At 49.0% G+C, this 26,866-nt stretch carries 32 protein-coding genes; 13 read left to right on the top strand and 19 right to left on the bottom strand.

The genetic code is table 11. The features are described from left to right. Window positions 1-51 precede the first annotated feature (51 nt). Together EYC62_04080 and EYC62_04075 are read right to left on the bottom strand one after the other, a co-directional pair. Window positions 52-504 carry a hypothetical protein gene (locus EYC62_04080; GenBank protein TAH35784.1) on the bottom strand — a complete coding sequence of 151 codons (453 nt, stop codon included), beginning with the start codon at window positions 502-504 and terminating at the stop codon, window positions 52-54. 40 nt (window positions 505-544) lie between these two features. Then, complete coding sequence (locus EYC62_04075) at window positions 545-1,693, bottom strand: hypothetical protein (protein TAH35783.1); 1,149 nt, start codon at window positions 1,691-1,693, stop codon at window positions 545-547. A gap of 73 nt (window positions 1,694-1,766) precedes the next feature. On the opposite strand from EYC62_04075, the gene EYC62_04070 reads away from it, so the two are divergent. After that, on the top strand, window positions 1,767-2,915 hold the full coding sequence (locus tag EYC62_04070) for a coproporphyrinogen III oxidase (protein TAH35782.1): 1,149 nt from the start codon (window positions 1,767-1,769) through the stop codon (window positions 2,913-2,915). A 1-nt stretch (window position 2,916) separates the two neighbouring features. On the opposite strand, the gene EYC62_04065 is transcribed toward EYC62_04070, so the two are convergent. Both EYC62_04065 and EYC62_04060 read right to left on the bottom strand, forming a co-directional pair. Next, window positions 2,917-3,357, bottom strand: a complete 441-nt coding sequence (locus EYC62_04065) for a hypothetical protein (GenBank protein TAH35781.1) — start codon at window positions 3,355-3,357, stop codon at window positions 2,917-2,919. A gap of 2 nt (window positions 3,358-3,359) precedes the next feature. Further along, window positions 3,360-4,682 (bottom strand): penicillin-binding protein activator, encoded by a 1,323-nt coding sequence (locus EYC62_04060; GenBank protein TAH35780.1) that lies wholly within the window; start codon window positions 4,680-4,682, stop codon window positions 3,360-3,362. Between EYC62_04060 and rsmI the strand changes: the two genes are divergently transcribed. The 4 genes from rsmI (at window position 4,660) to EYC62_04040 (ending at window position 7,512) form a co-directional block, all read left to right on the top strand. Beyond that, window positions 4,660-5,478 carry a 16S rRNA (cytidine(1402)-2'-O)-methyltransferase gene (gene rsmI / locus EYC62_04055; protein TAH35779.1) on the top strand — a complete coding sequence of 273 codons (819 nt, stop codon included), beginning with the start codon at window positions 4,660-4,662 and terminating at the stop codon, window positions 5,476-5,478. The two genes, EYC62_04060 and rsmI, sit on opposite strands and share 23 nt — an antisense overlap. Beyond that, window positions 5,462-5,848, top strand: a complete 387-nt coding sequence (locus tag EYC62_04050; GenBank protein TAH35778.1) for a YraN family protein — start codon at window positions 5,462-5,464, stop codon at window positions 5,846-5,848. Before rsmI ends, EYC62_04050 begins: the two co-directional genes overlap by 17 nt. A gap of 180 nt (window positions 5,849-6,028) precedes the next feature. Further along, on the top strand, window positions 6,029-6,559 hold the full coding sequence (locus EYC62_04045) for a BON domain-containing protein (GenBank protein TAH35785.1): 531 nt from the start codon (window positions 6,029-6,031) through the stop codon (window positions 6,557-6,559). Then, on the top strand, window positions 6,556-7,512 hold the full coding sequence (locus EYC62_04040; GenBank protein ID TAH35777.1) for a glutathione synthase: 957 nt from the start codon (window positions 6,556-6,558) through the stop codon (window positions 7,510-7,512). Before EYC62_04045 ends, EYC62_04040 begins: the two co-directional genes overlap by 4 nt. Window positions 7,513-7,758: 246 nt before the next feature. On the opposite strand, the gene EYC62_04035 is transcribed toward EYC62_04040, so the two are convergent. From EYC62_04035 to EYC62_04025, 3 genes are read right to left on the bottom strand one after another with little or no spacing between them, the layout of a single operon-like run. Then, window positions 7,759-8,169 carry a hypothetical protein gene (locus EYC62_04035; GenBank protein TAH35776.1) on the bottom strand — a complete coding sequence of 137 codons (411 nt, stop codon included), beginning with the start codon at window positions 8,167-8,169 and terminating at the stop codon, window positions 7,759-7,761. A gap of 27 nt (window positions 8,170-8,196) precedes the next feature. Then, on the bottom strand, window positions 8,197-8,619 hold the full coding sequence (locus EYC62_04030) for a hypothetical protein (protein ID TAH35775.1): 423 nt from the start codon (window positions 8,617-8,619) through the stop codon (window positions 8,197-8,199). Window positions 8,620-8,644: 25 nt separating this feature from the next. Continuing rightward, a complete protein-coding gene (locus EYC62_04025) occupies window positions 8,645-9,061 on the bottom strand; it encodes a hypothetical protein (GenBank protein TAH35774.1) in 417 nt (138 codons plus the stop codon). A gap of 110 nt (window positions 9,062-9,171) precedes the next feature. On the opposite strand from EYC62_04025, the gene EYC62_04020 reads away from it, so the two are divergent. Beyond that, window positions 9,172-10,689, top strand: a complete 1,518-nt coding sequence (locus EYC62_04020; GenBank protein TAH35773.1) for an ATP-binding protein — start codon at window positions 9,172-9,174, stop codon at window positions 10,687-10,689. Here the strand turns inward: EYC62_04020 and EYC62_04015 are convergent. Genes EYC62_04015 through EYC62_04000 form a run of 4 tightly spaced genes read right to left on the bottom strand, consistent with a single transcriptional unit; the run spans window position 10,686 to window position 13,425 of the window. Then, a complete protein-coding gene (locus EYC62_04015; protein TAH35772.1) occupies window positions 10,686-11,048 on the bottom strand; it encodes a histidine triad nucleotide-binding protein in 363 nt (120 codons plus the stop codon). The two genes, EYC62_04020 and EYC62_04015, sit on opposite strands and share 4 nt — an antisense overlap. 31 nt (window positions 11,049-11,079) lie before the next feature. Beyond that, window positions 11,080-11,628, bottom strand: coding sequence for a DNA mismatch repair protein MutS (locus EYC62_04010; protein TAH35771.1), 549 nt, complete (start codon window positions 11,626-11,628; stop codon window positions 11,080-11,082). Next, window positions 11,628-12,779 carry a murein transglycosylase gene (locus tag EYC62_04005; GenBank protein ID TAH35770.1) on the bottom strand — a complete coding sequence of 384 codons (1,152 nt, stop codon included), beginning with the start codon at window positions 12,777-12,779 and terminating at the stop codon, window positions 11,628-11,630. The genes EYC62_04010 and EYC62_04005 overlap by 1 nt, the downstream gene beginning before the upstream one ends. Next, window positions 12,766-13,425, bottom strand: coding sequence for a Tim44 domain-containing protein (locus EYC62_04000; protein TAH35769.1), 660 nt, complete (start codon window positions 13,423-13,425; stop codon window positions 12,766-12,768). Before EYC62_04000 ends, EYC62_04005 begins: the two co-directional genes overlap by 14 nt. A gap of 101 nt (window positions 13,426-13,526) precedes the next feature. Here EYC62_04000 and secB point away from each other — a divergent pair, with 101 nt between their 5' ends. Beyond that, window positions 13,527-14,030, top strand: a complete 504-nt coding sequence (gene secB / locus EYC62_03995; GenBank protein ID TAH35768.1) for a protein-export chaperone SecB — start codon at window positions 13,527-13,529, stop codon at window positions 14,028-14,030. Between the two features lie 21 nt (window positions 14,031-14,051). Here secB and dnaQ read toward each other — a convergent pair whose 3' ends face one another. The 4 genes from dnaQ to EYC62_03975 are packed head-to-tail and all read right to left on the bottom strand — an operon-like array spanning window position 14,052 to window position 16,827. Continuing rightward, window positions 14,052-14,729: a DNA polymerase III subunit epsilon gene (gene dnaQ, locus EYC62_03990; protein TAH35767.1), complete on the bottom strand. Its 678-nt coding sequence runs from the start codon at window positions 14,727-14,729 to the stop codon at window positions 14,052-14,054. Window positions 14,730-14,744: 15 nt separating this feature from the next. After that, on the bottom strand, window positions 14,745-15,359 hold the full coding sequence (gene coaE / locus EYC62_03985) for a dephospho-CoA kinase (GenBank protein TAH35766.1): 615 nt from the start codon (window positions 15,357-15,359) through the stop codon (window positions 14,745-14,747). Then, window positions 15,356-15,952 carry a hypothetical protein gene (locus EYC62_03980; GenBank protein ID TAH35765.1) on the bottom strand — a complete coding sequence of 199 codons (597 nt, stop codon included), beginning with the start codon at window positions 15,950-15,952 and terminating at the stop codon, window positions 15,356-15,358. The genes coaE and EYC62_03980 overlap by 4 nt, the downstream gene beginning before the upstream one ends. Beyond that, window positions 15,952-16,827 (bottom strand): kinase/pyrophosphorylase, encoded by an 876-nt coding sequence (locus tag EYC62_03975; protein ID TAH35764.1) that lies wholly within the window; start codon window positions 16,825-16,827, stop codon window positions 15,952-15,954. Before EYC62_03975 ends, EYC62_03980 begins: the two co-directional genes overlap by 1 nt. A gap of 562 nt (window positions 16,828-17,389) precedes the next feature. On the opposite strand from EYC62_03975, the gene rho reads away from it, so the two are divergent. Further along, the gene (rho, locus tag EYC62_03970; protein ID TAH35763.1) at window positions 17,390-18,670 is read left to right on the top strand and encodes a transcription termination factor Rho; all 1,281 of its coding nucleotides are present in this window, start codon (window positions 17,390-17,392) and stop codon (window positions 18,668-18,670) included. A 62-nt stretch (window positions 18,671-18,732) separates the two neighbouring features. Continuing rightward, a complete protein-coding gene (locus EYC62_03965) occupies window positions 18,733-20,007 on the top strand; it encodes a hypothetical protein (GenBank protein TAH35762.1) in 1,275 nt (424 codons plus the stop codon). A gap of 1 nt (window position 20,008) precedes the next feature. Here EYC62_03965 and EYC62_03960 read toward each other — a convergent pair whose 3' ends face one another. Beyond that, window positions 20,009-20,632 (bottom strand): hypothetical protein, encoded by a 624-nt coding sequence (locus tag EYC62_03960; GenBank protein TAH35761.1) that lies wholly within the window; start codon window positions 20,630-20,632, stop codon window positions 20,009-20,011. A 158-nt stretch (window positions 20,633-20,790) separates the two neighbouring features. On the opposite strand from EYC62_03960, the gene EYC62_03955 reads away from it, so the two are divergent. Next, window positions 20,791-21,594 (top strand): dienelactone hydrolase family protein, encoded by an 804-nt coding sequence (locus EYC62_03955; GenBank protein TAH35760.1) that lies wholly within the window; start codon window positions 20,791-20,793, stop codon window positions 21,592-21,594. Here EYC62_03955 and EYC62_03950 read toward each other — a convergent pair. Both EYC62_03950 and EYC62_03945 read right to left on the bottom strand, forming a co-directional pair. Continuing rightward, window positions 21,591-22,040: a hypothetical protein gene (locus EYC62_03950; protein ID TAH35759.1), complete on the bottom strand. Its 450-nt coding sequence runs from the start codon at window positions 22,038-22,040 to the stop codon at window positions 21,591-21,593. The two genes, EYC62_03955 and EYC62_03950, sit on opposite strands and share 4 nt — an antisense overlap. Then, a complete protein-coding gene (locus tag EYC62_03945) occupies window positions 22,040-23,182 on the bottom strand; it encodes a hypothetical protein (protein ID TAH35758.1) in 1,143 nt (380 codons plus the stop codon). The genes EYC62_03950 and EYC62_03945 overlap by 1 nt, the downstream gene beginning before the upstream one ends. Before the next feature lie 192 nt (window positions 23,183-23,374). Here EYC62_03945 and EYC62_03940 point away from each other — a divergent pair, with 192 nt between their 5' ends. Further along, window positions 23,375-23,782: a hypothetical protein gene (locus tag EYC62_03940; GenBank protein ID TAH35757.1), complete on the top strand. Its 408-nt coding sequence runs from the start codon at window positions 23,375-23,377 to the stop codon at window positions 23,780-23,782. 39 nt (window positions 23,783-23,821) lie between these two features. Here EYC62_03940 and EYC62_03935 read toward each other — a convergent pair whose 3' ends face one another. Next, the gene (locus tag EYC62_03935) at window positions 23,822-25,861 is read right to left on the bottom strand and encodes a thioredoxin domain-containing protein (protein TAH35756.1); all 2,040 of its coding nucleotides are present in this window, start codon (window positions 25,859-25,861) and stop codon (window positions 23,822-23,824) included. Between the two features lie 51 nt (window positions 25,862-25,912). On the opposite strand from EYC62_03935, the gene EYC62_03930 reads away from it, so the two are divergent. Both EYC62_03930 and EYC62_03925 read left to right on the top strand, forming a co-directional pair. Next, the gene (locus tag EYC62_03930) at window positions 25,913-26,146 is read left to right on the top strand and encodes a hypothetical protein (protein TAH35755.1); all 234 of its coding nucleotides are present in this window, start codon (window positions 25,913-25,915) and stop codon (window positions 26,144-26,146) included. A 3-nt stretch (window positions 26,147-26,149) separates the two neighbouring features. Further along, a complete protein-coding gene (locus tag EYC62_03925; protein TAH35754.1) occupies window positions 26,150-26,458 on the top strand; it encodes a (2Fe-2S) ferredoxin domain-containing protein in 309 nt (102 codons plus the stop codon). Window positions 26,459-26,866: the final 408 nt, after the last annotated feature.

Raw genomic sequence — 26,866 nt, 5'->3', positions numbered from 1 at the left:
GGTTCCTGCTTACAAACGGCAGCGTTTTTAGGCGCGGGCTTTACTTCAGGCTTAGCAACCGATATTCCGATCCAGGTCGCGGTAAAGTTGTCTTCGGCCAGCGGGGCCAATTTTGCCAATTTCGCAAAACAACGCATGATCATCGGAAAAATATTCTTCCAAAATCTGCCACATTTCCTGTTTTGGCATTAACATAAAGTTTATTCCCGCCCTATAGGACAGACGCACATTAGGTTGGTTAGATGTCAACGCAGCTGGACTTGATTCTGTTTCTTGCTGAATTTTTTGCATTATGGCATAGCGTTCGGCATCGTTCAGCGTGCCGGAAATTTCCCAACCGCAAAATTGTCCGCCCGGATGCAGACTGATCAACATCGTTCGCGTAGTATCGTGCTCGTTGGTATAGGTCCATTGCCAAAATATCGGACTGGAATCGCCAGCCACGGCAACAGGCCGCAATTCTTGCAATGGATAACGTAAATTCTGTGCGGTTGGTTTTGCCATAATTTATATATTTACCCCATGGGCCTTTTTATAAAAATATTTATAAACATCTTTCATATCGCGCCTGATACAAGGCCCTATTTTTTGGCAGCAATATTTTGGGCTGGAAATCATTCTGCTTTTCCGGTTTTGCCGGTTGCGGGGTCGAGGATTCCGCCGGCAATAAATATTTTTGCGCGGCGTTATAAATTCTTCCATTTTCCCAACGCATAAAACCGATGGTGCCGGCAGCGCCGACAATCATAACGCAGCCAATTTTGGCATAAGCCCAACGGTCAGATCGATGAACATACATATCGCAATTTCTAGGATCGCTTCTATCTACCGGCAAAAGTCCTACTTTATTGCCGCTCCATTTAAGGATCGATTTATCTATTTTATGAAAAGCGACCATGCTCAATATGCCCGCCGCCATAACAGGAATTGCGGTGGCTGCCAATCCAATTACATGAACGGCTGCTTGCCATACCGCCGCCAAAGATTGCAAAGAAACAAGCGCGGCGAAACCTGCGGCGGCGCCCACCGAAGTCAGACAAATACCCGTGATCAATTTCTGCACCCAGGATATCGGCTGGGATTTTCGATAATACGAATTAATTTTAGAAGTCTCCGGACTAGTTTCTGGATTTCTGGGCACAGGTTCGTCAACAACAGCGGGTGTGGGATTAGAACAGGTCAGTGTTCGGCCAGCGCTTCTTAGTATTTTCTCAACCAGCGCTTTTTGTCCGGGTATAGGCAACCGAGAATATTCCGAAACGATTTTCTCAATTTCCGCATTTCTTTCTTTATTTTTACTTACCCAATCTTTAATTGGCATAACCCAGCCCAATGCCGACCCGACCTGATGCTGAAATATTGGTTGGGCGGCGGAAACTTGCTCGATTGTATTTGGCGTCGCCGACAATTTATTCAAAACTTCGCGGATGGTATGGCTGCGGACCGGCAAGTGTCCATGAAACAAAAAAGTACTGTCCAAATTATAGGATATTTCTATCCCGCAAATAGATCCGTCCACATGCAAAGCCATAAATGATTCTTTGCAATCTGTTTTTGCAGGCGCATTGGAACGGCCACACGAAGAGTCACCCACAGTGCCAATACTGACCAGCAAAACGGTCCCATCATCGCTGCGATAACAAATCTGCTGCAGCATGAATTCTTCGATCTTTTGGTTTCTGACAGATTTCATGCCCGATTGTATACGATAAGGATACGGTACTTGTCAAGATTGTTTAATCGCGATATCAATGCGATAAGTAATCATGTCTTTGTTCGGTTTATATATTCATTGGCCGTTTTGTAAATCGCGATGCCCTTATTGCGATTACAATGCCCATGTGCGCGAACGGGTCGATGTGGCGGCGTTTGGCGAGGCGTTATTGCAAGATATGCGGTATTGGGCGGGGCGGCATAATCCCGGAAAATTAACCAGCATATTTTTTGGCGGCGGCACGCCATCCCTGATGCCGCCGGAATTGGCGGCCGAATTAATTATTGAAGCCAAAAAATTATGGGGCTTTGCCGATAATATTGAAATTACCCTCGAGGCCAATCCAACCAGCAGCGAAGCCAAAAATTTTTCCGCGCTGCGCGATGCGGGTGTAAACCGCCTGTCGATGGGCATTCAGGCGCTGGACGATCAATATCTAAAATTCTTGGGACGCAGCCATTCTGCGACAGAAGCCAAAGAAGCGATTAAACTTGCCGCCAAATATTTTGACCGGTATTCGTTCGATATTATTTACGCGCGGCCCGATCAGACGTTGAATCATTGGCGCAAGGAATTGGAAGAAATTCTAACCTTAATGCGCGATCATTTGTCGTTGTACCAATTAAGCGTCGAACCGCAAACCGCCTTTGCCACGATATATGCGCGGGGGGATTTTCAATTGCCCAGCGACGATCACGCCGCGGCATTATATGATTATACGCTGAACCGCCTGGCGCGCGAGAATTTTGCCGCTTACGAAGTATCCAATTTCGCGCGCAATAACGATGAGTGCCGGCATAATATGGTGTATTGGCAATATTACGATTATATCGGTATTGGCCCCGGCGCCCATGGCCGCATCAGTGGGAATGCGCGCAAAACGGCGACCAACAATCATAAAACGCCCGAAGCCTGGCTGTCGGCTGTGCAAAAAAATGGCAATGGTTTGCAAGGCGAAGAAATGCTGGATCAAAAAATCATTGCCAAGGAAATGATTCTAATGAATTTGCGGTTATTGCAAGGATTGGATGCCACGCGGTTCCGGCAAGTTGTCGGCGCCGATATGATGCAATTTATCGACAATAAAAATTTCGAATTCCTGCGCGCACAAGATTTTATAAAATTCGATGGGAAAATTTTATCGGCCACCGCAACGGGGCGCAATTGCTTGAATGAACTCGCGGCAAAATTGATCGCATAGATTACCGCGATTGTATCCGGTCAAATACCGCGCGCGGTATTTGTTGCCGCTCCGTAGCGGGAGCGGCGGAAATCCGTTTTAATGGCTCATATTCAGCGGCATTGCGTCCCTTGGTAACAATCAATTCCCACATTTCCGCAGTCGATAATGGATAAACATTAATTCGTCCAAACGCTGAATTCCATTCGTCCGTCTCGTGTTTTGTTAAAATAGTAACAATGGCTTCCATAATCGATGGCTTGGCCAGATTTATATCCAACGGCTCAATCAATGTCTTAAAACCCTTGATTTCACCGTTATGCAATACAAACCATACCAGCAATAATCCATTTGGCTGCATAATGGAATTGGCCAGAACTACCAAAGTCGTAAAACCGTCCGTATCGCTGGCGCAAGATATTTGCAAGTCCGCAATCGAAGCGGCGATGCCATCAACCGGCATATTTAAAAATTCCGGCTGTCGGCGCGGATGACCGACAATTGCCGTTCGGCCATGTTTTGCGGATTGAATCGCAACAATCCCGCGCTGGCGTGAAACGATGGCGCGGATGAAAGCGCCGCTTGGATACTGCCGGTTTGCGCGGCGCCAGTGAAGGCCGCCGATAAAATTTGCACGCCATCGAACGCCATCATCGCAAGACCGGGCGGATTGCCGCCAAAATAAGACCCGTATTTGACCGCGAATTGTTGCATCGATTTGGGATCGGGCAAAACATAATAAGATTGCTGCAACGATGGCAGATTGGCGAAATTAGCTTCCAGCCAGCTTGACGGACCGGCGATAATGACATCGCTGGAATTAATTCCGATTTTTTGGAAATTCGCGTCCACCGCGCCCAAACGTCCGCCAACCTCCCCAACTAGAACCGCGTGATAGGAATTTACAATATTGGAAGGCCCATTCGGCAGGGCCGATTTTATTTTTTGCACCGCCGCCAGCAATTGTTTTGGATTACTGGAAGAATAAGTGGCGATAGTTTGCAATTTCACGCCGCTGCGCGAAGCGTGGTTTTTTGCGGCATCCAGCACGCCATTGCCATAAGGCGTATCCGGCGCCAGCACATGCACAATCCGCACGCCGCGCTGTTCCAAATCATGCAGCAATGTCGCGATTTCCGTTTGCGGCGTCATGCCCAGCAAAAATACATTCTGCCCGGCGGCGGCGGAATCGTTGCTGAAACTTAAAATCGGGATTGGCGGCATGGCTGGATTGTTTTTAATCGCCCTAACCTCGGTACTGTACAGCGGACCCAAAATCACGCCCGCGCCTTCGGCAACGGCGCGGGTCGCGGCCAATTGCGCCTGTTCCGGTTTGCCGGCCGTATCATAAGGCACGATTGCAAGACGCGGATCGGAAGAAGCGTAAATACCCATCACCGCCGCATTTTGCATCGCCTGGCCCAAGGGCGATTGCGGCCCGGTCAATGGCAACAATAACGCGATTTTCAGCCGTTGTATGGGCGGAGCCATCGACAATTGCGGCGGGGGTGCGGCGGAATTCGAAACCGCGCCTGGCTGCATAGCAAGGTTTTGCGCGGCCGCAGGCATTATTAAAACTGCCAACAGCAGCCATATCCAGGCAATATTACGCATTGCGCGGCGAAGTTGAGCCCGGTAAAGTGAAAATTCGAATTTCATATTGCCCCCGAAAATACGTGGCGAAAGATAGAATATGAGCCAGGACAATAACCTAATCCAAATCGCCGCAGGTTTAAAGCAAAGAAAACCGAAACCGGGTTTATATGTGGTGGCAACCCCCATCGGCAATAAATGGGATATTACCCTGCGCGCGTTGCAGACATTGCAAAGCGTGGATTGGATCGCGGCCGAAGATACGCGCCACAGCCAAAAATTGCTGAATTTCTATGGCATCGATGCCAAATTGATTTCTTATCATGACCACAATGAAATGGGCATGGCCGGCAAGCTCGCCGGAAAAATTCAGGGCGGGGAATCCGTCGCGCTGATCAGCGATGCCGGAACGCCGTTAATTTCCGATCCAGGGTACCGGCTGATGCAGGCTTGCGTTGCCGAAAATATCCCGATTCATATCATTCCCGGCCCATCGTCGGTGATTGCCGCGCTGGCGATTTCCGGCCTGCCGCCAATTCCATTTCATTTTGTCGGGTTCTTGCCGCAAAAAGGCCGCAGCAATAAATTGCTGGAATGGCAGAAATTAGAAGCCACCATCATGTTTTTCGAATCCCCCATGCGATTGGTGGAATCTTTGCAAAAATGTTTGGATGTGTTCGGCGATGTCGATGCGGCGATTGCGCGCGAGTTGACCAAAACATTCGAAGAAATGCAGCGCGGAAAATTATCCACGCTAATCGCCCATTACACGGCGCACGAGCCGCGCGGCGAAGTAACGGTATTGATCGATAATTCGCACCCGATCAGTACCAGCGCGACCGACCTTGACGGCATGCTGAAAAAAGCGATGGAATTTATGACCGTGAAAGACGCGGTGGAAACCGTGTCGCACGAAGCCAAATTGCCGAAACGCCAAGTGTATAAGCGCGCGTTGGAATTGCAAAAAGAAATGCATGGCGAAGCCGAATAAATCGCCGTTCAAAGTCAAACAAGGCGGCGATAATTTTCGCCGCGGCGTTTGGGCGGAATCTTGCGCCTTATTATTTTTGCTGAGCAAGGGATATTGGCCGTTGGCGCGGCGATATAAAACCCGGGATGGGGAAATTGACCTAATCGTCCGGCGCGGACGTACCGTTGCATTCGTTGAAATTAAATCGCGCGGCGACATTTGGGCCGCGTCCGAAGCCAACAGCCATTATCACCGCAAACGTATCGCAGCAGCAGCCGATATTTTTCTGAAAAACCATCCCGGATATTGGAATAATTATCATTTGCGCTATGATGAGGTAATCTGCGTTCCCGGCAAATGGCCGGTACATATTATTTCAGCTTGGAGTTGAAGATTAGGGTATACGGCTTAGGGTTTAGGAAAAGTGAGCAATCAAAATAGAATCGCATATTTTTTATATTTGTGGCGGCACGTTAAAATCCGCGCGGCTGTTTTATGTTCCCTTATTCTTCCCTATACCCTAAACCCTATACCCTATACCCTTTTTTTGTCTTCCTGCGCCCCCGTCGGCATGGTAATCGGCGCTGGCGCGATGGCAGGAACCGCCGCGATGGAAGAACGCGGATTCAGCCAGTCGGCCGAAGATTTGCGGATCAATACCGAAATTCAGGGCCAATGGATGGATCATAGTTTTGATATGTTCCAGAGACTGAGCCTGACCGTGCGCGAAGGAAGGGTTTTGGTTATCGGTTTTGTAATAACGCCGGACCAGAGATTGGAAGCGATAAAAAGAATTTGGCGCGTGCCCGGCGTCAAGGAAGTCATTAATGAAATTCGCATCGACGATGGCAGCGGCGGGGTCGATGCGCTGGCCCAAGATACGGCCGCGGCCGCGGAAATTAAGGCCAAAATGACGCTGGATAAAAATATCTATTCCATTAATTATTCCGTCGATGTAGTGCGCGGCGTTGCCTATATCATGGGGATTGCGCAGAACGAGGCCGAATTAACCCGCGTTATTGCCCTTTGCAAGCGGCTGGACTATATCAAGCAAGTGAAACAATATGTGCGTATCAAATCGCGCGCCGGAGAAACATCATGATTAAAACCATCGCCGTGCAAATGGACGATATCGGCCAGTTGAATTTGCCGCATGACAATACATTTTTCATGATGCGCGAAGCGGCGAAACGCGGGTACAAAATTTTTTATTACACGCCGGACAATTTATTCGCGGCCGGGCAAACGGTTAAAGCGCGTGGACATTTTGTCGATATCCCCAAAGGCAAGATCGATTATAAATTATCGGATGCGCAGGATTTCGATTTATCGGCATCGGACGCGATTTTAATCCGCCAAGACCCGCCATTCGATATGGCGTATGTAACGACCACCTTATTATTGGATTTGATCGCCCATAAAACATTGGTGCTGAATAATCCAAAATCATTGCGCGATTATCCCGAAAAAATATTGCCACTGCATTTCCCATCGCTGATTCCGGCGACGCTGGTTTCTGCGGAATATGGAATCATCGAAGAATTTTATAAGAAACAGGGCGAGATTGTGGTGAAGCCGATTTACGGACGGCACGGTCAGCGCGTGTTTTATATCAAAGCGGATGATAAAAATTTCGAATCGATCGTGCGCACCATGCTGGCTTATGGCCAGCCGATTATCGCGCAGAAATTTTTGCCGGATATTTACGATGGCAGCAAACGCGTGATCATGATCAATGGCGAAGTCATCGCCACCATGAAAAATGTGCCGCCGAAAGGAAGCATTCTTTCCGGTTATTCCGACCGATCGCCATACCAAGTCACCGAACTGACACCAGCGCAGAAAAAAATCTGCGATACGATTGGGCCGTTTATGGCTAAGGCAGGATTGTTTTTGGCGGGCATCGATTTGATCGGCGATTATTTGATTGAAATTAATGTCACTTCGCCATCGGGCTTAATTCCAATTGAACAATTATATAACAAAAACGCCGTCGAAATATTTTGGAATATGGCGGAAAATCAATTGGTTAAGTTACGCCAAAATGCGGCATAAGCCGGCGGCTTGATTTTGCCACTTTGACACCCTAAATTTTAGTCAAGCGTTCTTGATAGGGCGCGAAAGAGATTTTAACCCAAACCAAGGAGTCCATTATGGGCGGTCCATTTAAAAACAAACCAATGAAACCATCCGAACAACCAGGCCAACCGAAACCAGGTGGCTGCTAGTTCGCTAGTTTCTAGGAATAAAAAAACCCCCGCGCAATGGCCGGGGGTTTTTTGTTTTACAACCAATGGAATTTTAGCGGCTTCTGACCATGACTCCTGCGCGCCATATTGTATGTTTGGCAATTTGCTCTCGATGTTTTCTGCGCGATTTTACGCCGTGAACTTGATCTCCATGTTTTTCTCCAAACGGATGTCGTTTGTGAACTTGATTTGTTTTTAACATTTTTCTGCGCGCCACATATGTATCGATCACATCATCCCACGAAACGGATTTTCCAAATCGCGGCATAGTTTTCCGCATGGCTTTAGCGAGATCTCTTTCAGTAAGCCGAACATGTTCGCGGGTTAGCGTATTTTCATACTCGCAAAAAGTCCAGCCGTAACAAAGCGAGGTTATCATATAATGATAATTCAGTTTTATCACATTCCACTTAACCGGATGTTGCCCGGCAGATAATTCAGAATCTGAAAACGCGGTTGTCATAAATCACTTTCTTTTTAAATATTTTATCTATCTTACCATTTGTCCGTCGCGCCAGCGTGCGGCCCTTATTGCGTTTGCATCAAATAATGATGCGCCAGCCAAAGCCAGACTGCGCGCTTCCCATGTTTGCATAACCTTGCCAATGGTCATTTGTTTCCCAGCCTTAATATCGGTGACGGCTTCGGTTTCACGATATTCTGTCATGGACATGGTTCTAACCTGTCCATCCGAATGGACAAAAGTCAATTGTTCGCCGATTGGGCCTTGAAGATTCCAAGAATGGCCGTCTGTATGGACATGAAGCGAATCCACAGCACGAACCTGCGGTTTTACGGCGGCTGCCGGTTCGTCTGTGGCGCGCACCGATGATCTGCTGACCTGGCCGCTAGAATTGCGCCAGCCTGCAACCCCGCCCATCATTCTTAATGAATCAAAATAATTTCTTGGCATCGTACTCTCTTTTTACATTCATATATTATCGGCTTTTTACCATTTGGCCATTACGCCAATAGGCTTGGTGAATACGGGTGCGGTACTTGCTGGCCGAATTTCTGCCCCTGATATTTTTTCCCAGGGCTGCGGCGCGCGCATCGACCGTTTTTAACACATCGTCTACCAAAATTACTTTGCCGCGGCTTGGCAAGGTAACTCGTAACGCACACTTATAATCGAACGAATGGACTTCTCTTGTTATTCCGCTACCGATATGCCGGAATGTTATAGTACCCTCAAATTGCGAGTCCCGACACCATTCTGCCACCGGTTTTGGTTTTGGCGGATTTGTTTTAATTTGCGGTTTCGGTTTTGGTGTGGGCCTGGCTGGTGCAGTCCAAGGATCGCAGCCGCCAGCACCATAAAATAATCCATCCCAACCCATAAAAGAATCTGCCATCGCAACCTCTTAATTATTCAATTCGGATATTTTTATGCCTGATAGACTTACCTGTCAATGGCGAATTTGTTCTGGTTTTGTTTTGGAATTGGATGTGCTAAAAAATCGGGATGAGCATTAATCGCATCAAAACCGCCGCATTCCAAGGCATCGATGTTTTGCCGATCGACGTGCAAGTCACGCTGACCACCGGTAAGGTGGATTTTGTGATTGTCGGATTGCCGGACAAGGCGGTTGGCGAATCGCGCGAGCGTGTACGCGCCGCGTTGCATGCGATGGGATTGGCCCTGCCGCCCAAACGTATTGTCGTTAATTTATCACCCGCCGATGTTTTAAAAGAAGGATCGCATTTCGATTTGCCGATTGCGCTGGGCGTTCTGGCCGCATCGGGCATTATCGGCCAGGATCAGATTGATAATTTCGTCGCGCTGGGTGAATTGGCGCTGGATGGGCAACTAAGCGGCGTGAATGGCGTTTTGCCCGCCGCGATGCATGCGTTTGAAAATTCCAATGGCATTATTTGCCCGGAACCGAATGGGCCGGAAGCCGCCTGGGTGGAAGGATTGGATATTATCGCGCCACTAAGTTTATTGGCGCTGATCAATCATTTTAAAGGCACGCAAGTTTTATCGCGCCCCGCGCCGAAATTGACCGAGGCGATTAAAACCACATTGAATTTGCGCGATATCAAGGGCCAGGAATCCGCCAAGCGCGCCTTGGAAATCACCGCGGCGGGTGGCCATAATTTATTGATGATCGGCCCGCCCGGATCGGGCAAATCGATGCTGGCCTCGCGCTTGCCGTCGATATTACCGGAATTGAGCGCGGTGGAAGCGTTAGAGGTCAGCATGATTCATTCCATCGCCGGGCAATTGGATGATGGGAAAATTTCTAAAACCCGCCCCTACCGCGATCCGCATCACTCCGCGTCTTTACCGGCGTTGGTTGGCGGCGGATTGCGCGCCGCGCCAGGCGAAATATCTTTGGCCCATCAAGGCGTTTTGTTTTTGGATGAATTGCCGGAATTTCAACGTCAAACGCTGGAAGCATTGCGCCAACCGATTGAAACCGGCCGCGCCCTGATCGCGCGGGCCAATGCGCATATCACCTATCCGGCGCGATTTCAATTGATCGCCGCGATGAATCCTTGCCGGTGCGGGTATTTGGACGATCCATCGCGTTGTTGCACCAAGGCGCCGCGTTGCGCCGCCGATTATCAATCGAAAATATCGGGACCGATTTTCGACCGGATCGATATTCATGTCGATGTGCCAGCCGTCAGCGCGCTGGATCTATCGCGCGATGCCAGCGGCGAGAAAAGCGAAGATGTCGCCGCGCGTATTATGCAGGCGCGGGAACGCGCGCAAAAAAGATTTTCGGCGCTGGATGTCAAATGCCGCACCAATGCCGAAGCCGATGGCGAAATTCTGCAAAATATTGTGAATCTAAGCGATGACGCGCAGAAATTATTGGCCGATGCGGCGGAAAAATGGAAATTGTCGGCGCGCGGGTATCATCGCATCTTGCGCGTGGCGCGCACCATTGCGGATCTGGCCGCAAACGATAATGTGGGCCGCACCCATGTGGCCGAAGCGCTGGGATACCGGCGATTGAATGTAAAAGATTAAGCGGCGGCGACCATTTTACCCAATTTACGGCCAGCCAGAATGTGAATATGGAAATGCGGCACTTCCTGGCCGCCATTCGATCCGCAATTGCTGATTAAACGAAAACCTTGCTCCACGGCGCCGACTTGTTGCGCCACTTGGCCGGCGGTGCGGAAAAATCCGGTGATTTCATCGTTGCTGGCTTTGGCCGCAAAATCATCGAAAGAAATATATTCACCCTTTGGGATGATCAATACATGGGTTGGCGCTTGCGGATTGATATCGTAAAACGCCAATGCGAATTCATTTTCAAAAACTTTTTTGCATGGAATATCGCCGCGCAGAATTTTGGCGAAAATATTATTGCGATCATAGGCCATTGGAATCTCCGGGTTGCAATTGATGGAATTATTATCCCTCTCGCCGGCGTTTTAGCAAGACGTAAAATGCGCCCGATCCGCCATGGCGCGGCTGCGCCTGGCACAGGGAAAGAATCTTGCCGCGCAAATCGGCGCCATTCAGCCATTTGGGCAGGTTTTCCCGCAACACACCGGTTTTTTCCATCGTGTCTTCGCGCCTGACCCCGCCCTTGCCGGTAATGATTAAAACACAGCGGTCGCCCATATCGCTGGACGAGGCGATGAATTTTTTCAAGGCGCCATGCGCCTCCGCCTGGGTCATGCCATGCAAATCCAATGTCGCATCGATGGGCATATTGCCGCGGCGGAATTTTTCAAACGTCGAGGCATCGACGCCATGATTTTTTCCCGTCTTCAATTCCGGAGCGTCCGTGGATTTTGTTTTTGGCGGCGTGCCGACATCATCCCAGGTCATTTTTTCCGACTCTGGCTTTTCCTCGGCCTTATTTGCCTTAGGCGCGGAATTTTGCGGCAGTTTTTTTACCCCGCGCATCATATCGCGGAATAAATCCATATCATCCGGTTGTTTGGATTTCGCCATTATTTCGAGGATACGGCGATTTCGCCGCGCGGCACAATCGCGTATAATTTTCCGCGTCCGCGCATTTGTCCGGCCGCGTATTTAGCGTCATCGCCGCTGCCAAAGAAATAATCGGCGCGGATTTTACCCTTTATCGCGCTTCCAGTGTCGAACGCATAAACGATTTTTTGCAATGGCGCGCCATTGACCGGGTGCGCGGCATCGATCCACATCGGAATGCCAAGCGGGTAAAAGGCGCGATCCACCGCAATGCTGCGTTCCGGAATTAACGGCAATCCATAGGCGCCGATGGGTCCTTCGTGATGTTCGGCCAACCCGTCGATTTGACGGAAGAAAATATAAGACGGATTTGTTTGCAATATCGTGGCGGCGCGTTCCGGATTGTTGCGCAACCATTTTTCAATCGAGGCCATTTCGATTTTATCTTTGGGCAGAATATTCTGCTCGCCAATCGCCTTGCCGATGGAATAATAAGGCTGGCGGTTCTTGCCGGCGAATCCAACGCGCATTACCCGGCCATCATCCAGCGTCACCCGGCCGGAACCCTGAATATGCAGCGCGAATACGGAAACCGGATCGTCGATCCAAACCAATTCCAGTTTTTTACCCTGAAGCGCGCCATGATCGATTTCCCTGCGGCTTAAATCCAAATATTTATCGGACGGCATTTTATACAGCGGATAGCGGAATTTTTCGGATTTTTTTAAGGAACCATGCAGTTCGGCCTCGTAATATCCGGTGATAAGGCCGGTATTTTTATCGCCATCGACCATCGGAATGGCTTCGAAATTTTGCTGCCAGAAATAAGCGGCGCCGGATTCGTTCGAAACGGTGCGCGCATCGGCGCAAATTTCCTGCCAGCGCGCCGGGGCAATGCGGTCAGCGTATTTGTTGCCAAAATAATTATTGTCGCCGCCGCGTTTGATCAATTTCGGGCAAGCAGCCTTTAATCCCTGCACCGCCGCCAACGGATCTTCGGACGACCAGCCTGGCAATTGATCCAGCGCGATAGCGCGGCGCGGCGCGATGACCGGGGCGGTTTCCTTTGGGGTATCAATGGTCGCGGTTGGCGGAACCGATGGGGTCGCGCATCCAGCCAAAATAGCCAGGGCCAAAAATCCGGCGGTGCGGAAAAAATTATTTTTCTTCATGGGATTGGGTTGCGGTTAAATACCAGTTGGTTGCGGATGATCCGGCATTGCGGCGGAAAGTCCAGATATCGTTGATATCGTAAATCCGGTCGGGATCGCCATCGATGACTTTATTGTCCTTATCGCGGGTAGTGGTGATTTGCTCGGATTTAAATAAAACCGTCAAATAAACTTCGCTGCCGACAATACGAGCATCGGTAATATCGGGATCGCGTAGACGGACGATGGTCAATTCCATGCGTTCGCCCTTGGTTTTGCGTTCGTCAATCGCCTTGGCAAAATTGTCATATAAAGCCGCATCAAGCAGTTGCTTTAGGGTCCCTTTGTCGCCGTCGGCAAAAGCCTTGGCAATCATTTCAAAAGCGACCCGCGCACCGCGTAAAAAATGGCCTTCGGCGAAATTATGGTCCAGATTCTTAATTTGGGCCAAATTGGCCGACAAGGCGTTCAAAGCGTGCTGGCTTTCCTCGCCCACCGTAATATCGATGTTTTTTCCGGTCGTGGGGCTGGCCGGGGCCGCTGCGCGGCGCAAATTGGCGTAATCCTGGTCCTTGCGTTCCAACCCGGTGCGGGTGCCCAGCACCTGCCACAGCCGAAAAGCCAGAACAAAAGCGATGATTGCGAAAATGATAATGTCGATGGTCATGACCCCAGTTTAGGGCCAAAGGGGGTAAAAAACAAATCTTGTTTTCTCTTGATTTTTTTGGGGTTTAAGCTTAGGTAAAAGCCAACACAAAGGGGTCCGCCATGGCAGATACAAACACGCAATCCATTACCATTAACGCACAGTACGTCAAGGATTTGACGATGAAAAACGTCAACGCGCCAAAATCGTTGATGAACCTACAAGAACCGCCGCAAGTGAATATCGCGGTCGATGTCAAAGCCAACAAATTTTCCGACGAAGTATACGAAGTAACATTGGCGATTAAAGCCGATGCGAAAAGCAAAGACATGCAATGTTTCACCGCCGAAGTTTTGTATGCCGGCCTTGTTACGATCAAAGGGATCGCGCCGGATCAATTGCAATCCGTGCTGTTGGTGGAATGCCCACGGTTGTTATTCCCATTTGCGCGCAGCATTATCGCCGAAATCACCCGCGAAGGAGGTTATGCGCCATTGCTGGTTCATCCGATCGATTTCTTGGGCCTGTATCGTCAGCAAATGGCTGGCGGCGGCGTGGCCCCTGCACCAGCGGCAGCGACAGGAACCAGCGGCGCGAAACCAGGCGGTTTGCGTCCACCGAATTAATTTGGAATATATAAATTAAATTTAAGACCCGCTGCCCCACAGCGGGTTTTTTATTTTCTGCAACATGTCGGAGTGCGCCGATAATTCTTCGTCGGATGGCGGAAAATCGCGCGGGGCGCGGAATATACGTTCGATTGTGCCGGCAGCGCCGCCAGCGGATGAAGCCAGCAAATCGAATCCGGCTTGTTTGCCGCCGATCAATTCAATATATACTTGTGCCAGTAAATTGGAATCAAGCAAAGCGCCATGCAGGGAACGACCGGATAAATCGATATTAAATCTTTTGCATAACGCATCGAGGCTGGCTGGCGCGCCCGGGAATTTCTGCCGCGCCATTTTTAACGTGTCGATAATGCGCGGACCGGTAATAGCGCCAAAACCCATTTCACCGATATGATGATTGATAAATTTCATATCGAATTCGGCGTTATGAATCACCAGCGGCGCATCGCCGATAAATTCCAAAAAGTCGCCGCAAATCTCAGCGAATACCGGCTTGTCTTTTAAAAATTCGGACGTCAATCCATGCACCGCCTGCGCGCCGGGCGGCATATCGCGTTCGGGATTAATATATTGATGAAAATGCTTGCCGGTCGGGATGTAATTAATTACCTCGACACAGCCAATTTCCACAATCCGGTCGCCGGTGAAAGGATCAAGGCCGGTGGTTTCGGTATCTAAAATAATTTCGCGGGACATAGGGATATTATAATATCAATTTTGCGCATTGCTACTGCTTATTGCGCTGTGCATCAGCCGTTTCAGTATATTTTTCCATTGCAGCCCGGAAACCCATTTCCCAAATCCAGTATGCACCACAAAATCGGCACGGCTGCGTTTTTCCGCGTCCCCCATTTGCCGGGATAAAATAATATTCAGTTTATGCAAACTCATGCCCGGGCGGCGCAGCACGCGCCAGGCCTGGATCAATTTTGGCGCCGTGACAACCGCGATATAATCGCAGCGGCTTTCCTCGCCGGTTTCAAACAATAATGGAATATCCAAGATTGCGATCCTGTGCGCCTGTTCGCGCGCACGGTACAGAAATTCTTGTTCCATTGCGCGAACTTGCGGGTGCAAGATTCCTTCGAGTTTTTTCAACAATTCCGGATAAATCAACACGGCGCGCGCCACCAAATTCCGGTTGAAAGATTCGCCCCGATATTCCGGCGGCAGAATGGCGCGGATTTGTTCGCGTATCTCGGCACTTTGATATAATTCATGCACGGCCGCATCGGCCTCGAACACCGGCAATCCCATTTGCCGCAATTGCTGCGCGGCGGTTGATTTGCCCATGCCGATCGATCCGGTCAGGCCAAGCGTTATCATGCGATCACCTTTTGCGCGCGCAGAAATTGCAGCAACGGCAGCAAGGGCAAGCCGACGATTCCAAAAAAATCGCCTTCGATTTTATCGAATAATTGAATGCCAAGCCCTTCGATTTGGTAGCAACCGACCGATTGCAATACTTTGTCGCCCATTTCATCCAAATAATTATCGATCGTATTTTGATTTAGCGGACGCATAGTCATATTGGCGATATCGACATGGTCCCATAAAACTTTGCCATTGCGCACAACCGCAATACCGGAAATCAAACGGTGCGTTTTTCCGGATAGAAACTGCAAATGCTCCGCCGCCTCTGCCCTGCTTTTCGGCTTGGCGAACCAACGGTCCTGGCACAACATCATCTGATCGCATCCGATCACATGGGCGCCGGGGAATTTTGCCGAAATCTTCATGGCTTTCGCGACGCTTAATTCGCGGGCGACATGCTCTGCCGTCGTGCCTTTTTTCTGCCAATCCAGCATCATTTCATCTTCGGGAAGATCCGCCGCGTGCGCGGTAAATAACAAACCGGCGCGGTCCAAAATCTGCCGCCGGAAAATACTGGAAGAGGCGAGAATCAAAGACTCGGACATTATTTGGCTTTGGATTTCTTGGCTAATGGAGCGGGTTTTTGCTTACGGTCCTGATACATCTGCAAAATAATGGCGGCGGTTTCTTCGACCGATTTGCGGGTGACATCGATTATCGGCCATCCATGTTGCGAGAACAATCTCTGGGCGGCGCGAATTTCCTCGCGCACTTTATCAAGGTCGATGTAGGAACTTCCCTGATCGTATTTTCCATCGCTGGATATCATTTGCAGGCGCGTTTCGCGGATTTGCACCAAACGGGTTGGGTCATTGGTAAGCCCGACAATTAATGACGCCTTGGTTTTAAATAACGCTTCCGGCAATGGGGCGCCGGGAACAATCGGCACGTTGGCTGCTTTTAATCCGCGATGCGATAAATATATGCAAGTTGGAGTTTTCGATGTGCGGGATACGCCGACCAAAATTACTTCCGCCTTGTCCAATTCATCGGTCAACTGGCCATCGTCATGATGCATGGCGAAATCCATTGCCTCGATCTTGTCAAAATATTCTTCGGTCAGTTCGTGCTGTTTTCCGGGGGCCTCGCCGCCCTGTTCGCCCAAATGCTTGCGCAAGGCCTGAAAAATCGGGTCGAGCACCGATATATAAGTGATTTTGCGTCGCTTGCATTCCGCATCCAATTGTTCGGCGATTTTGCGATCCGCAAAAGTAGCGATTACTATGCCTGGATATTCTTCCACCCCGCGCAGCAAATTGTCGATCTGCGCCTGGCCGCGTACCAGGGACCAGACATGCTCTTCCGTGTGAATTCCATCAAATTGGCTTAAACAGGCCTGGGCAACGCGGTGAACCGTATCGCCGGTGGAATCCGATACCAGGTGAACATGCAAGGTTTTTGGTGAAATTTTCTTGGGCATGGTTTATGGGGGTGAATTGTTGATAATTGAAACTTATACACGCAATGGAAGATGTAAACGAGGGATCTTTGTATAACATCTCATCCATTCAGATTTTTATATTTTCCCTATCTTCTGGAAAGAATAACGGTATGACCGGTTTTTTTTACGGTATGCCCAATACTACCCCTGGTATACTATTATTTAAGTTATTGATATATAATAATAAATTATGGTTATCCTTGTTATTATTGTTGTTCTGTTTTGCTAAACCAATAATCACAATAGGCTGTATATAAGTCGAGGATAGAATTTAATCCCCGTTATCCCCCGTACCTACTACTTACATCTATTATCTTATTATAATATTTATGATTATTGGGGGAATGATTTGACAAATAATGCTTATCAGGCTATAAAATTTTCGAGTGTTTAATAATTTTATAACTTTTTATTTCTACACTCAAATAACACAACCCCTAAAATTTATTCCAAGACAAACCGGCACTTACCGCCGGCAAGCTTTTAAAAATATGCTTTTTGTCTTTGGAATAGAAATTTCCTAACCCATCAAAGATTTCCCATGAATTTAAAAGAATTAAAGAATAAAAGCCCGTCGGACTTGCTCGATCTTGCCGAAAAAGAAGGTATTGAGGGCGCCAGTATGATGCGCAAACAGGAATTGATGTTTGCGATCCTAAAGAAAAAAGCCGAAAACGACGTAGCTATTTTTGGCGAAGGGGTTTTGGAAGTTTTACAAGACGGTTTTGGATTTTTACGCAGCCCGGAAGCCAATTATCTCCCCGGCCCGGACGATATTTACGTTTCGCCAAGCCAGGTGAAAAAATTCGGACTTCGCACCGGCGATACGGTCGAAGGTCAAATCCGGTCCCCAAAAGATGGCGAACGTTATTTCGCCTTGTTGCAAGTCAATAAAATCAATTTCGAAGATCCGGAGCGTGTGCGTCACCGCATCAATTTCGATAACTTGACCCCGCTATATCCAGATGAACGGTTGAAATTGGAAATCGAACAGGCGCCGGTTACCAAAGGCAAAGAAAAAGAAAAAACCGATCCGTCAGCACGGATTATCGATTTGGTCGCGCCATTAGGCAAGGGCCAGCGCGCCTTGATCGTTGCGCCGCCACGCACCGGTAAAACGGTATTGATGCAAAATATCGCGCATTCCATCACCGCCAACCATCCGGAAATTTATTTGATCGTTCTGTTGATCGACGAACGTCCGGAAGAGGTTACGGATATGGCGCGCAGCGTGAAAGGCGAAGTCATTTCGTCGACTTTCGACGAACCGGCATCGCGCCACGTGCAAGTCGCGGAAATGGTGATTGAAAAAGCCAAACGCCTGGTCGAACATAAGCGCGATGTGGTGATTCTGCTGGATTCCATCACCCGTCTGGGCCGCGCTTATAACACCGTTGTGCCTTCCTCCGGTAAAGTTTTAACCGGCGGCGTCGATGCCAATGCATTGCAGCGCCCGAAACGATTCTTTGGCGCGGCGCGCAATATCGAGGAAGGCGGATCGTTGACCATTATAGCAACTGCGCTGATCGATACCGGATCGCGTATGGACGAAGTTATTTTCGAAGAATTCAAAGGCACCGGCAATTCCGAGGTTATTTTGGACCGCAAATTGTCCGACAAACGCACCTTCCCGTCGATCGACATCACCAAATCCGGCACGCGGAAAGAGGAATTGCTGGTCGACAAGAAAACCCTGTCCAAAATGTGGGTGCTCCGCCGCGTGCTTATGCCGATGGGCGTCGTCGATGGCATGGAATTCTTGCTGGATAAAATCAAAACATCGAAATCCAACAACGATTTCTTTGAATCGATGAATAACTAATCCCCGCTTTTTATTAAAGCCGGAACCTTGTATAGTGTCCGAACTTTACAAGGGGATCTTCCATGTTTCGCAAAAAAGACGCCAGAGGAAGCAAGTTGCGCCTGATTGTTATTTTTGTTTTGGTACTGGCGTTGGGCGCTGCGGCCGGTTGGTATTGGCAACAAATGATGGCGGACAAATTGGTCCGCGCATCCATCGCCATGATGCAACAGAACAACCCCAATCTTCGCATAGATTACGCCAAGGTGGAGGCCAATGCCTTTGCCAAAAGCGTGACGTTTGACGATTTAACCGTCAGCAATAGCGCCAATTCTTCCTTGCGCATCAAGGAATTGTCCTTGCAAAAACTGCAATTGGAAAACGATCATGTTACGCATGCCATCGTGTCGGCGCAGAATTTTGGGCTGCATAGCGGCAACCGCACGTTCGCCGGGGATGTAAAATTTGAATTTACCGGCAATGCGGATGCAACCGAATTTCGTTTCGACGATTTATTTTTCGAGGATCTGGCCAGCAAGTCCACCGTTAAATGGAAATCCCTGCAAATTTCCGGCATTGCGCGCGCCAACGATGCCATCAGCCATTTCGATTCGGCGATGGACGATTTGCGTTTGCATGTGGTGGAATCCGATGGCCGCGCCCACGATCCCGCGCCGATGAAAGTTAAATTGGCTTATGATAAAACGCCGGACGGATTGAATCATGTGCGCCAGTTTTCCATCAACGAAATGTCCGGGAAATTTTTATTCGGTATCGACCATATCGCCGCCCAATTGGCGGATAGGAATTTCGCGTTCTTGGTCGAAAAAATTAAAATTCCGGCGGAATATAATCCGCTGGCGGAATTTGGTTACGGCGATTTCGTTTTAAATCTGGCCACCAGCGGCACCATGATGCAAGACGCCTATCAATTGCGCCAGGAAATCGTATTGCAAGATGGATTCCATTTTAAGATTTTGATCAATCTGGATCCGGCCATACTGGATCTGGCCGCGCTGAATGAAAACACCAATTTCGTTCAAAAGGTAAAACAATTGCTTGTGGAATATCGCGATTTATCGTTGTTACAGCGGATTTACGCCCGTCTTGGCGCGGAGCAAATGAAAATTTCCGGTCAGCAAATGGTGGCGGGGCTTGCCGCCGCCTATGGTTTAGATAAAGATCCGACGTTTACGCCAAGTTTGAATGCGATTCAGAATTTTATGGCCCAGCCTGGAAATTTGCGCATGACCATGCAACCGAAACCGGGATTGGATATGTCGAATACGATGGGATTGGCCATGACCAATCCCGCGGAACTGGCGCGGCAACTGCAATTGCAATTCAGCCAGTTTTAATTTAACGCTGCAGGTCCCGGCCAATACGCCGCGCTAACCGGCCAGCCGCGTCGGCCGTTTTTGTTGCGATCGATGGCGTGTCGTCATAATCCGGCCATTCGCGCTTGATCCAGCGTTGGCGCAATTCTTCGTTGCGCGCGCGCCATCCATCCACTTGGCGCTGATCCAATAAATCCGCTTCCACCAATTGGCCGATTATTTTTGGCCAGAAAAATATAACTCTGCGGTGGCGGTGGGATTTTTCAACGGAACGCCGGACCGATTTTGCAACGGCCAAGCCAGCGCCATTTTTCTGGGCGAGCCGGACGATGGAGAATTGCGTTTGTTCGGTCTGGTGATTTTTAATTTCCTCCGCCCTTTGCATACTGGCGGAAGCCAAGATTATCGGTGCGATTACGCCGCAAATGCTGGCCCCGATCCCCATATACCCGCTGAGGCCCAGTTGCCAAAGCAAGGTTTGATTGAACGCGTAACAAAACGGAAATGCCAGCGCAACAAATATGCTGGCGGCAATCAAGGAGTAAAAGCCGATTTTTCCGGCGACTCCTGGTTTATTTCTGTCATGCCCGTCCGGATAGATATTCGGAGTCGGCAAGACACGCTTGCGCCGGGTTCGGCGCCACATAATGTCGTTCCGGAGTTGTAACCGGCGGGAGCGAGTGACCAAATCAGTCTGCATAGCCAAAGCATAGCAATAAGTAACGGTATAGGAAACACCGATAAGGCTGTATTTTTAATCAAGGCCCTATTAGGATATGGTTCCTTTTAACCACGGAGGCTTCGATGCGCAAAATTTGGGTTATTTTCTGTCTTGGTTTTTTAATGCTGGCTTTGCCGGCGCATGCGGAAATTATTACCAAGTCGGTCGATTACACCGATGGCAAAACCGAATTGCGCGGTACGTTGGTTTATAACGATGAAATCAGTTCCTTGCGGCCCGGTGTTTTATTGGTTCCAGAATGGTGGGGCCATAACGATTATATTAAACGCCGTGCGCGCGAAATGGCGGAACATGGTTATGTCGCTTTTGCCATCGATATGTATGGCCCGGATAAAGTTACCGCCAATCCTAAAATTGCCCAAGAATGGGCGGGTCCATTTTATCAGGACCGCAAAATGATGCGCCAGCGTGCGCGGGCCGGTTTGGCGGTTTTGCAGAAACAAGTGAATGTCGATAAAAATAATATTGCCGCGGTTGGATTTTGCATGGGTGGAACCGTGGCATTGGAACTGGCGCGCGATGGAGAAAAACTAGCGAGTGTCGGCGCATTCCATGCCGGATTGCAATTCCCGGATCCGGTGGCCAAAGGCGCGGTCAAAGCGAAAATTATGGTTTTGAATGGTGCGGCCGATCCGATGGTGCCATTTAAAGATCGCCAGGCATTTATCGAGGATATGCAAAAAGCCGGCGCGGATTTGCAATTCATCGAATATTCCGGCGCGGTACATGCTTTTACCAACCCGATGGCGGATGTTATTCGCAAGGCGGGATTGGAAGGCGTTGGATATAATCCGGTCGCGGAAAAAAGATCCTTCGCGGCGTTATATCCGTTTTTGCAAGAATCGTTCGGAATGAAAGTGAATTAGCGGTCTTTTATTCCTTGACCCATCATGCTTTTAACCGCTTCAGTGGTGGTTGGACAGCCAAGAATTATTTCCAACCTGACTAAATCGGCGGCAGGCACCCTGTCTTTAAAATCAGAAACAACGCGGCGCCAATCGGTTGGGCGCATCGCTCTGCCCAGATCTATTTCGTATTGTTTCTGAAAGTCACTGGGCGAGTAAGATGTTGTTTTTTCGCCATTTGCCGTTTCCACAATACGCGCGTATTCCCATTTTTCTGTTACGCTAGGATTGTAAAAAATTTTCCATTTTATGCCGCCTCCCGTTCCGCGCGGATAAGATGTCATGCCCTCAAGTGGGCCGGACATAGTTTGACCAACATTGGAAGAAATTCCAACGGGAACGGCTATCAAAGCCACAATTCCAAGAACAGCCAATGGACCAAATGTGTATAGACGCTTTCTGTTCATTACCGTGTCGACACCTTTTGTTTTTTAGTGCTACGCATCATGACATAGCCTTGTAATTTTGTTGCATCGCCGTCTGTGGTGATACCGATTGACACCGATGTTGCAGTATTAGGAACTTTGTTGGCATGCATTCCAAAAACTACTTCTTTTGCGGTTACTGCCATGCGCAACGGTAAAACAAAAGCGTTTTTTGCGTCCGTTATTTCCGTTCCTAGAGCAACCACAACGGTAGTGCCATTTATGTCAACTGTATGCACATCAGTAACAGCCAGTGGACGGGTAATTTTTGTTGGACCTGGCGATTTTCTTAGCCGTGCATCCAATTGATCCGGGTCTATATATATTATATCGCCGCCATCATAAGATTCGATGCCACCCGTAATCGTTGTGCGATGGTCCGCCTTTGGTACAGGAGGGATTTTTTCCGACATTAACGCAGTTATTTGGTGCATGACATAATCGCCATGCGCGGTGCCAGCAGACACAGTATCTGCAAATGTTGCATCCCGCATTGGCATAATAACAATATATCGTCCGTTAGGTTTTTCCGCGCGAATAACAGGAACCGCATAAATGGCGCTGGACACGAGAACAGTTTTTGGCACGTGCCAGTTTTCGCCATGATCTGGACTGGCGGCATAAGTGACATGTAGAAACCCTGTATCTGGCAGCACTGCGCCAACGATTTGATCGGTTGTTATTTTTTTACCATTCTCTAAAGTAATAACGGTGCGATATTCCATCGCTCCCAGCATAACGTCGGCTTCTTGGGACGGTAACATGTCCCCTTTAAATGGCGTGTATTTAGCATTGTTCGCCTTGCGAGCGGTTAAAGCAGTTTCATCCAGGGGCGCAAAAAAATCACTGTTGGCAGTAACAAGGAATTGATCCTGTTCTTTTCCTTGAACGGTTTTTGCAAAGTCTTCCGGCCAGAAACCTTGGATTTTTTTTAATCCTTCGATCAAAGCCGGATTTTGTAAATCTATTTTCGGTATGGCAGGGTTTTCAACGGGGATGCCGGTGGCCGGGGCTGATGCAGGAGTTGGTGGCGCGGATTCAGGTTGCGCAAAACTTGCCGAACCGCTTATGCTAACGCAGGCTATAAGGCCTAATAACGTGCTGTTTATGGTTTTTCCCATCATATTATCGGCTCCTTTAAGAATAAATTTGTGCAATTTTATAGCCTAGATCATAAATTAGCAAGGTTTATAAAATATTGAAATTTATAGAAAATTTATATTGCGTACTCTAGAATATTTTTTTGACTTTTATCGTTATATATATTATTTCAAGAAATATGATTTTGCTGGCGTAACAACTACGGGGATTTTTTCATGAAAAAAATTATCTTTTTATTATCAATATTGATGGTTGGCTTATTTTTGGCTGCATCTTCCGCGCAAGCGGCGGGCCGTTGTTATAATGATCAAACCGCAACTTGCACCACCAGCGGCGCTTTGAATCAGTGCCGTACCTGTGAAGTTTGCGATGATGGTGCAACACCCACTTGCTATTCTATGCAAGTATGTAGTGGCTGTATGACTGCTGCGCAAATGGATGATTTGGCAACTCGCCGCGCTATTTGCCGATGCAACCACCCAGATGATTACTTGGCCAATTGTGGGAATATTAATGCCCCTGCGGCGGCAAGATCGGTTGGCCGTGGCGAAATTTGCCCAACTCCAGCTGATGGCAAAGCACAGGGCTTTGATTATAACGGCGTGACTTTCGAACAGAAATAGCGCTGTTGTAGTTTTTAAGTGATTTAGGAAAAGGGCCTCTTACTTGAGGCCCTTTTTCATTAATTCTTCCACATTTAGTATTGGCGCAAGGCATTTGCCGCCATCGCAAACATAAATCGTGGTTTTTCCATCCATCGGTTTCTTGCCATAGGCGGGATGGGTTTTATCTATATTCGGCAATTGATCTTTGGCGGTCATAATCACTTTATTCATACCGGGATTTTGCCAGATTTGATCGGCAACGGCGGCGGCGTCCGGGCCGACGACGCAGTATAATTTTGCACGCAGCATAAATTCATGGCCGCATAAATATGTGGTGAGCGGGAAGAAATTTTCCAGAACTTCGCCGGAAAAACAGGCGATGATTTTCTCCGCCGTTTCGCGGTATTGTTGCCGGCCCGTCAGATAAAAAAGCCGCATCATGTTTTCAATCATCGTGGAATTTCCTGCCGGAACGGCATGGTCGGATGCCGATTTGGCGCGTAAAATAACATCTTTCGTGTCATGCGAGGTAAAGAAATACCCGCCGCCGTTTTCGTCCCAGAAATCATCTTGCAATCGTTGCGCCAGTTTCAGGGCGAATTGCAAATAATTTTCCCGCGTGGTCGCCTCGTACAATAATATCGCGCCGCGAATAATGTTGGCGTAATCGTCCAGCGTGGCCGGATGCGCGGCTTGGTGGTCCGTATATGCATGGAATAATTTTCCATCGCGGCAAAGGTTGGTTTGGATAAATTGCAAAATACTCTGCGCCGCTTTGATCCAATCCGGCCGGGCGAATATTTTTCCGGCATAGACCAGCGCGCCAATCGCCAGCCCATTCCAATCCACGAGAGCTTTGTGATCGAATCCGGGTTTCACGCGCCCTTCCCGCGCGGCCAACAATTTTTGCAAAGATTGCTGTAATTGCCGTTCGGTTTTTTCATCCGCCATCGCCATCATTTGCAGGCGATTCAGGATATTTTTATGTTCCCAATTTCCCTCCGCGCGCACATCGTAATATTTTTTAAATAGCGCGGATTCCTGCCCCAGAATCCGGTCGACTTCCGCCTCGTTCCAAACATAAAACTTGCCCTCTTCCCCCTCGCTATCGGCGTCATAAGAAGCGGCAAAGGCAAAATCATGGCCCGAGTTTATTTTCATCTCGCGCAACAGAAAATCCACGGTTTCCGCCACGCGCCTTGCATAAAGCGGATTTTCGGTTTCCGCGTAAGCCAGCGATAGAATTTCGATAATTTGCGCATTGTCGTACAGCATTTTTTCAAAATGCGGGATCAGCCATTCTTGGTCCACGGTGTAGCGCGCGAAACCGCCGCCAACGTGATCGTAAATCCCGCCTTGGCACAAATGATCGAGCGTATTAATGACCGCGTCTTTCATCGCCGCGTTATCCGTGCGTAAATAGCCTCGCCATACCATGTGCAACAATGGCACTTGCGGGAATTTTTGCGAATCCCCTAACCCGCCATGCACGGGGTCAAAATGATCCAAAATCCTCTCGCAAGCCCGGTCGGTCAGCGATAAGTCGATATCAAATTGTTTTTCCGAAGGAGTCAGCGCCGCTTGCAATGCCGGGCCCAATTGCCCGACAGTTTGCAGCACTTTTTCCTGTTGTTCGTCGTACAATTTTCGAATTTGTTTTAAAATGGCTGGAAATGCCACGCGGCCAAAGCGCGTTTCCGGCGGAAAATAAGTGCCGCCCCAGAATGGCTGGCCGTCCGGCGTTAGAAACATGGTCAGCGGCCAGCCGCCTTGTTGTCCCATCAGCGACAATGCCCGCTGATAAATCATATCGATATCCGGCCGTTCCTCGCGATCCAATTTTATATTGATGAATAGATCGTTCATCACGGCCGCGATGTCCGGATTTTCAAACGATTCATGCGCCATCACATGGCACCAATGACAGGCGGCGTATCCAACCGACAATAAAATCGGCTTGTTTTGTATGCGCGCGGCCTCGAACGCGTCTTCTCCCCACGGATACCAGTCCACCGGATTATCCCGATGCTGGCGCAAATACGGGCTTTTTTCGGCTGCAAGGCGGTTTTGCGGCGGGGCGGCTTGCTGTTTTTGCATTTAAATCGCTTTCTGCTATGATTTGCGGATTATCAGCCATAAAGGTGCCGCATGAAAGTTAAAATCGACATTGAATGTACACCCGAAGAAGCCAGACGATTCATGGGCCTGCCGGATGTGACGGAATTGCATCAACAGTGGATGAGTAAAATGCAGGACATGGTTGGCACCGGCGGCAGCGAGGATATTTTCGCGCAGTGGGCGCAAATGGGCATGCAGGGTTTGCAGCAATGGCAGGATTTTATATCTTCCGCCGGTGGCGCGCAGGCACCGAAGAAAAAATAGACCATGTATCAATTTCACGTATTTTGTTGCACCAACCGCCGCGCGGACGACCATGCGCGCGGGTCATGCGCGGCCAAAGGTTCCGAGAAACTGCGCGATTATATGAAGGCGCGCGCCAAGGAATTGGGCATTGCCGAAACCCGTATCAATACGGCTGGCTGCCTCGATCAATGCGAGCAAGGCCCGGTGATGGTCATTTATCCCGAAGGCGTTTGGTACCGGTACGATAGCAAAGAAGATATCGACGAAATTTTATCGTCGCATTTGCAGCGCGGCCAGCCGGTGCATCGTTTGCGGCTGCAAAAATCCTGATGGAAAAATCTGACGGTCGGGCAGTTTTTGCGAATCGGGCATGGCCGGTTTCTGCCGTTTTACCACTTCGTCCATTTTATAAATCGTATCGATAATTATGGATGCGGCATCGGGATCTATGGCGTCGTCCGCCTGTTTCATCCGGATGCGCGCATATAATTTTAACAATAGGCTTTGCGGGTCCTGATCGAATGATCCTTCCGCGTTTGCAAGAGGCGTGATTTCTAAATGGAATTTGTCCTTGCCCTGGGGCATGCCGTCTTGATTCAGCGCAGGATATATGTAGATGAATTTATACCGCGCATCGCCGATTTGTTGATATATGGAAATGGATTTTTGGGTTCTCTCCAGCAAAGGCTGGTTTGTGAGGGGGTCATCAATTTTGCTTTCACCGGCGGTTTCGGCCGG

The sequence above is a fragment of the Alphaproteobacteria bacterium genome (assembly GCA_004295055.1).
Lineage (GTDB): Bacteria > Pseudomonadota > Alphaproteobacteria > SHNJ01 > SHNJ01 > SHNJ01.
This window is presented reverse-complemented; position numbering and strand designations above follow the sequence as displayed.

What these genes read in the sequence shown, in the direction of transcription:
- EYC62_04080 (TAH35784.1), bottom strand. Translation starts at nt 504, where the DNA reads ATGGCAAAACCAACCGCACAGAATTTACGTTATCCATTGCAAGAATTG.
- EYC62_04075 (TAH35783.1), bottom strand. Translation starts at nt 1,693, where the DNA reads ATGAAATCTGTCAGAAACCAAAAGATCGAAGAATTCATGCTGCAGCAG.
- EYC62_04070 (TAH35782.1), top strand. Translation starts at nt 1,767, where the DNA reads ATGTCTTTGTTCGGTTTATATATTCATTGGCCGTTTTGTAAATCGCGA.
- EYC62_04065 (TAH35781.1), bottom strand. Translation starts at nt 3,357, where the DNA reads ATGCCGGTTGATGGCATCGCCGCTTCGATTGCGGACTTGCAAATATCT.
- EYC62_04050 (TAH35778.1), top strand. Translation starts at nt 5,462, where the DNA reads ATGGCGAAGCCGAATAAATCGCCGTTCAAAGTCAAACAAGGCGGCGAT.
- EYC62_04045 (TAH35785.1), top strand. Translation starts at nt 6,029, where the DNA reads ATGGTAATCGGCGCTGGCGCGATGGCAGGAACCGCCGCGATGGAAGAA.
- EYC62_04040 (TAH35777.1), top strand. Translation starts at nt 6,556, where the DNA reads ATGATTAAAACCATCGCCGTGCAAATGGACGATATCGGCCAGTTGAAT.
- EYC62_04035 (TAH35776.1), bottom strand. Translation starts at nt 8,169, where the DNA reads ATGACAACCGCGTTTTCAGATTCTGAATTATCTGCCGGGCAACATCCG.
- EYC62_04030 (TAH35775.1), bottom strand. Translation starts at nt 8,619, where the DNA reads ATGCCAAGAAATTATTTTGATTCATTAAGAATGATGGGCGGGGTTGCA.
- EYC62_04025 (TAH35774.1), bottom strand. Translation starts at nt 9,061, where the DNA reads ATGGCAGATTCTTTTATGGGTTGGGATGGATTATTTTATGGTGCTGGC.
- EYC62_04020 (TAH35773.1), top strand. Translation starts at nt 9,172, where the DNA reads ATGAGCATTAATCGCATCAAAACCGCCGCATTCCAAGGCATCGATGTT.
- EYC62_04015 (TAH35772.1), bottom strand. Translation starts at nt 11,048, where the DNA reads ATGGCCTATGATCGCAATAATATTTTCGCCAAAATTCTGCGCGGCGAT.
- EYC62_04010 (TAH35771.1), bottom strand. Translation starts at nt 11,628, where the DNA reads ATGGCGAAATCCAAACAACCGGATGATATGGATTTATTCCGCGATATG.
- EYC62_04005 (TAH35770.1), bottom strand. Translation starts at nt 12,779, where the DNA reads ATGAAGAAAAATAATTTTTTCCGCACCGCCGGATTTTTGGCCCTGGCT.
- EYC62_04000 (TAH35769.1), bottom strand. Translation starts at nt 13,425, where the DNA reads ATGACCATCGACATTATCATTTTCGCAATCATCGCTTTTGTTCTGGCT.
- secB (TAH35768.1), top strand. Translation starts at nt 13,527, where the DNA reads ATGGCAGATACAAACACGCAATCCATTACCATTAACGCACAGTACGTC.
- dnaQ (TAH35767.1), bottom strand. Translation starts at nt 14,729, where the DNA reads ATGTCCCGCGAAATTATTTTAGATACCGAAACCACCGGCCTTGATCCT.
- coaE (TAH35766.1), bottom strand. Translation starts at nt 15,359, where the DNA reads ATGATAACGCTTGGCCTGACCGGATCGATCGGCATGGGCAAATCAACC.
- EYC62_03980 (TAH35765.1), bottom strand. Translation starts at nt 15,952, where the DNA reads ATGTCCGAGTCTTTGATTCTCGCCTCTTCCAGTATTTTCCGGCGGCAG.
- EYC62_03975 (TAH35764.1), bottom strand. Translation starts at nt 16,827, where the DNA reads ATGCCCAAGAAAATTTCACCAAAAACCTTGCATGTTCACCTGGTATCG.
- rho (TAH35763.1), top strand. Translation starts at nt 17,390, where the DNA reads ATGAATTTAAAAGAATTAAAGAATAAAAGCCCGTCGGACTTGCTCGAT.
- EYC62_03965 (TAH35762.1), top strand. Translation starts at nt 18,733, where the DNA reads ATGTTTCGCAAAAAAGACGCCAGAGGAAGCAAGTTGCGCCTGATTGTT.
- EYC62_03960 (TAH35761.1), bottom strand. Translation starts at nt 20,632, where the DNA reads ATGTGGCGCCGAACCCGGCGCAAGCGTGTCTTGCCGACTCCGAATATC.
- EYC62_03955 (TAH35760.1), top strand. Translation starts at nt 20,791, where the DNA reads ATGCGCAAAATTTGGGTTATTTTCTGTCTTGGTTTTTTAATGCTGGCT.
- EYC62_03950 (TAH35759.1), bottom strand. Translation starts at nt 22,040, where the DNA reads ATGAACAGAAAGCGTCTATACACATTTGGTCCATTGGCTGTTCTTGGA.
- EYC62_03945 (TAH35758.1), bottom strand. Translation starts at nt 23,182, where the DNA reads ATGATGGGAAAAACCATAAACAGCACGTTATTAGGCCTTATAGCCTGC.
- EYC62_03940 (TAH35757.1), top strand. Translation starts at nt 23,375, where the DNA reads ATGAAAAAAATTATCTTTTTATTATCAATATTGATGGTTGGCTTATTT.
- EYC62_03935 (TAH35756.1), bottom strand. Translation starts at nt 25,861, where the DNA reads ATGCAAAAACAGCAAGCCGCCCCGCCGCAAAACCGCCTTGCAGCCGAA.
- EYC62_03930 (TAH35755.1), top strand. Translation starts at nt 25,913, where the DNA reads ATGAAAGTTAAAATCGACATTGAATGTACACCCGAAGAAGCCAGACGA.
- EYC62_03925 (TAH35754.1), top strand. Translation starts at nt 26,150, where the DNA reads ATGTATCAATTTCACGTATTTTGTTGCACCAACCGCCGCGCGGACGAC.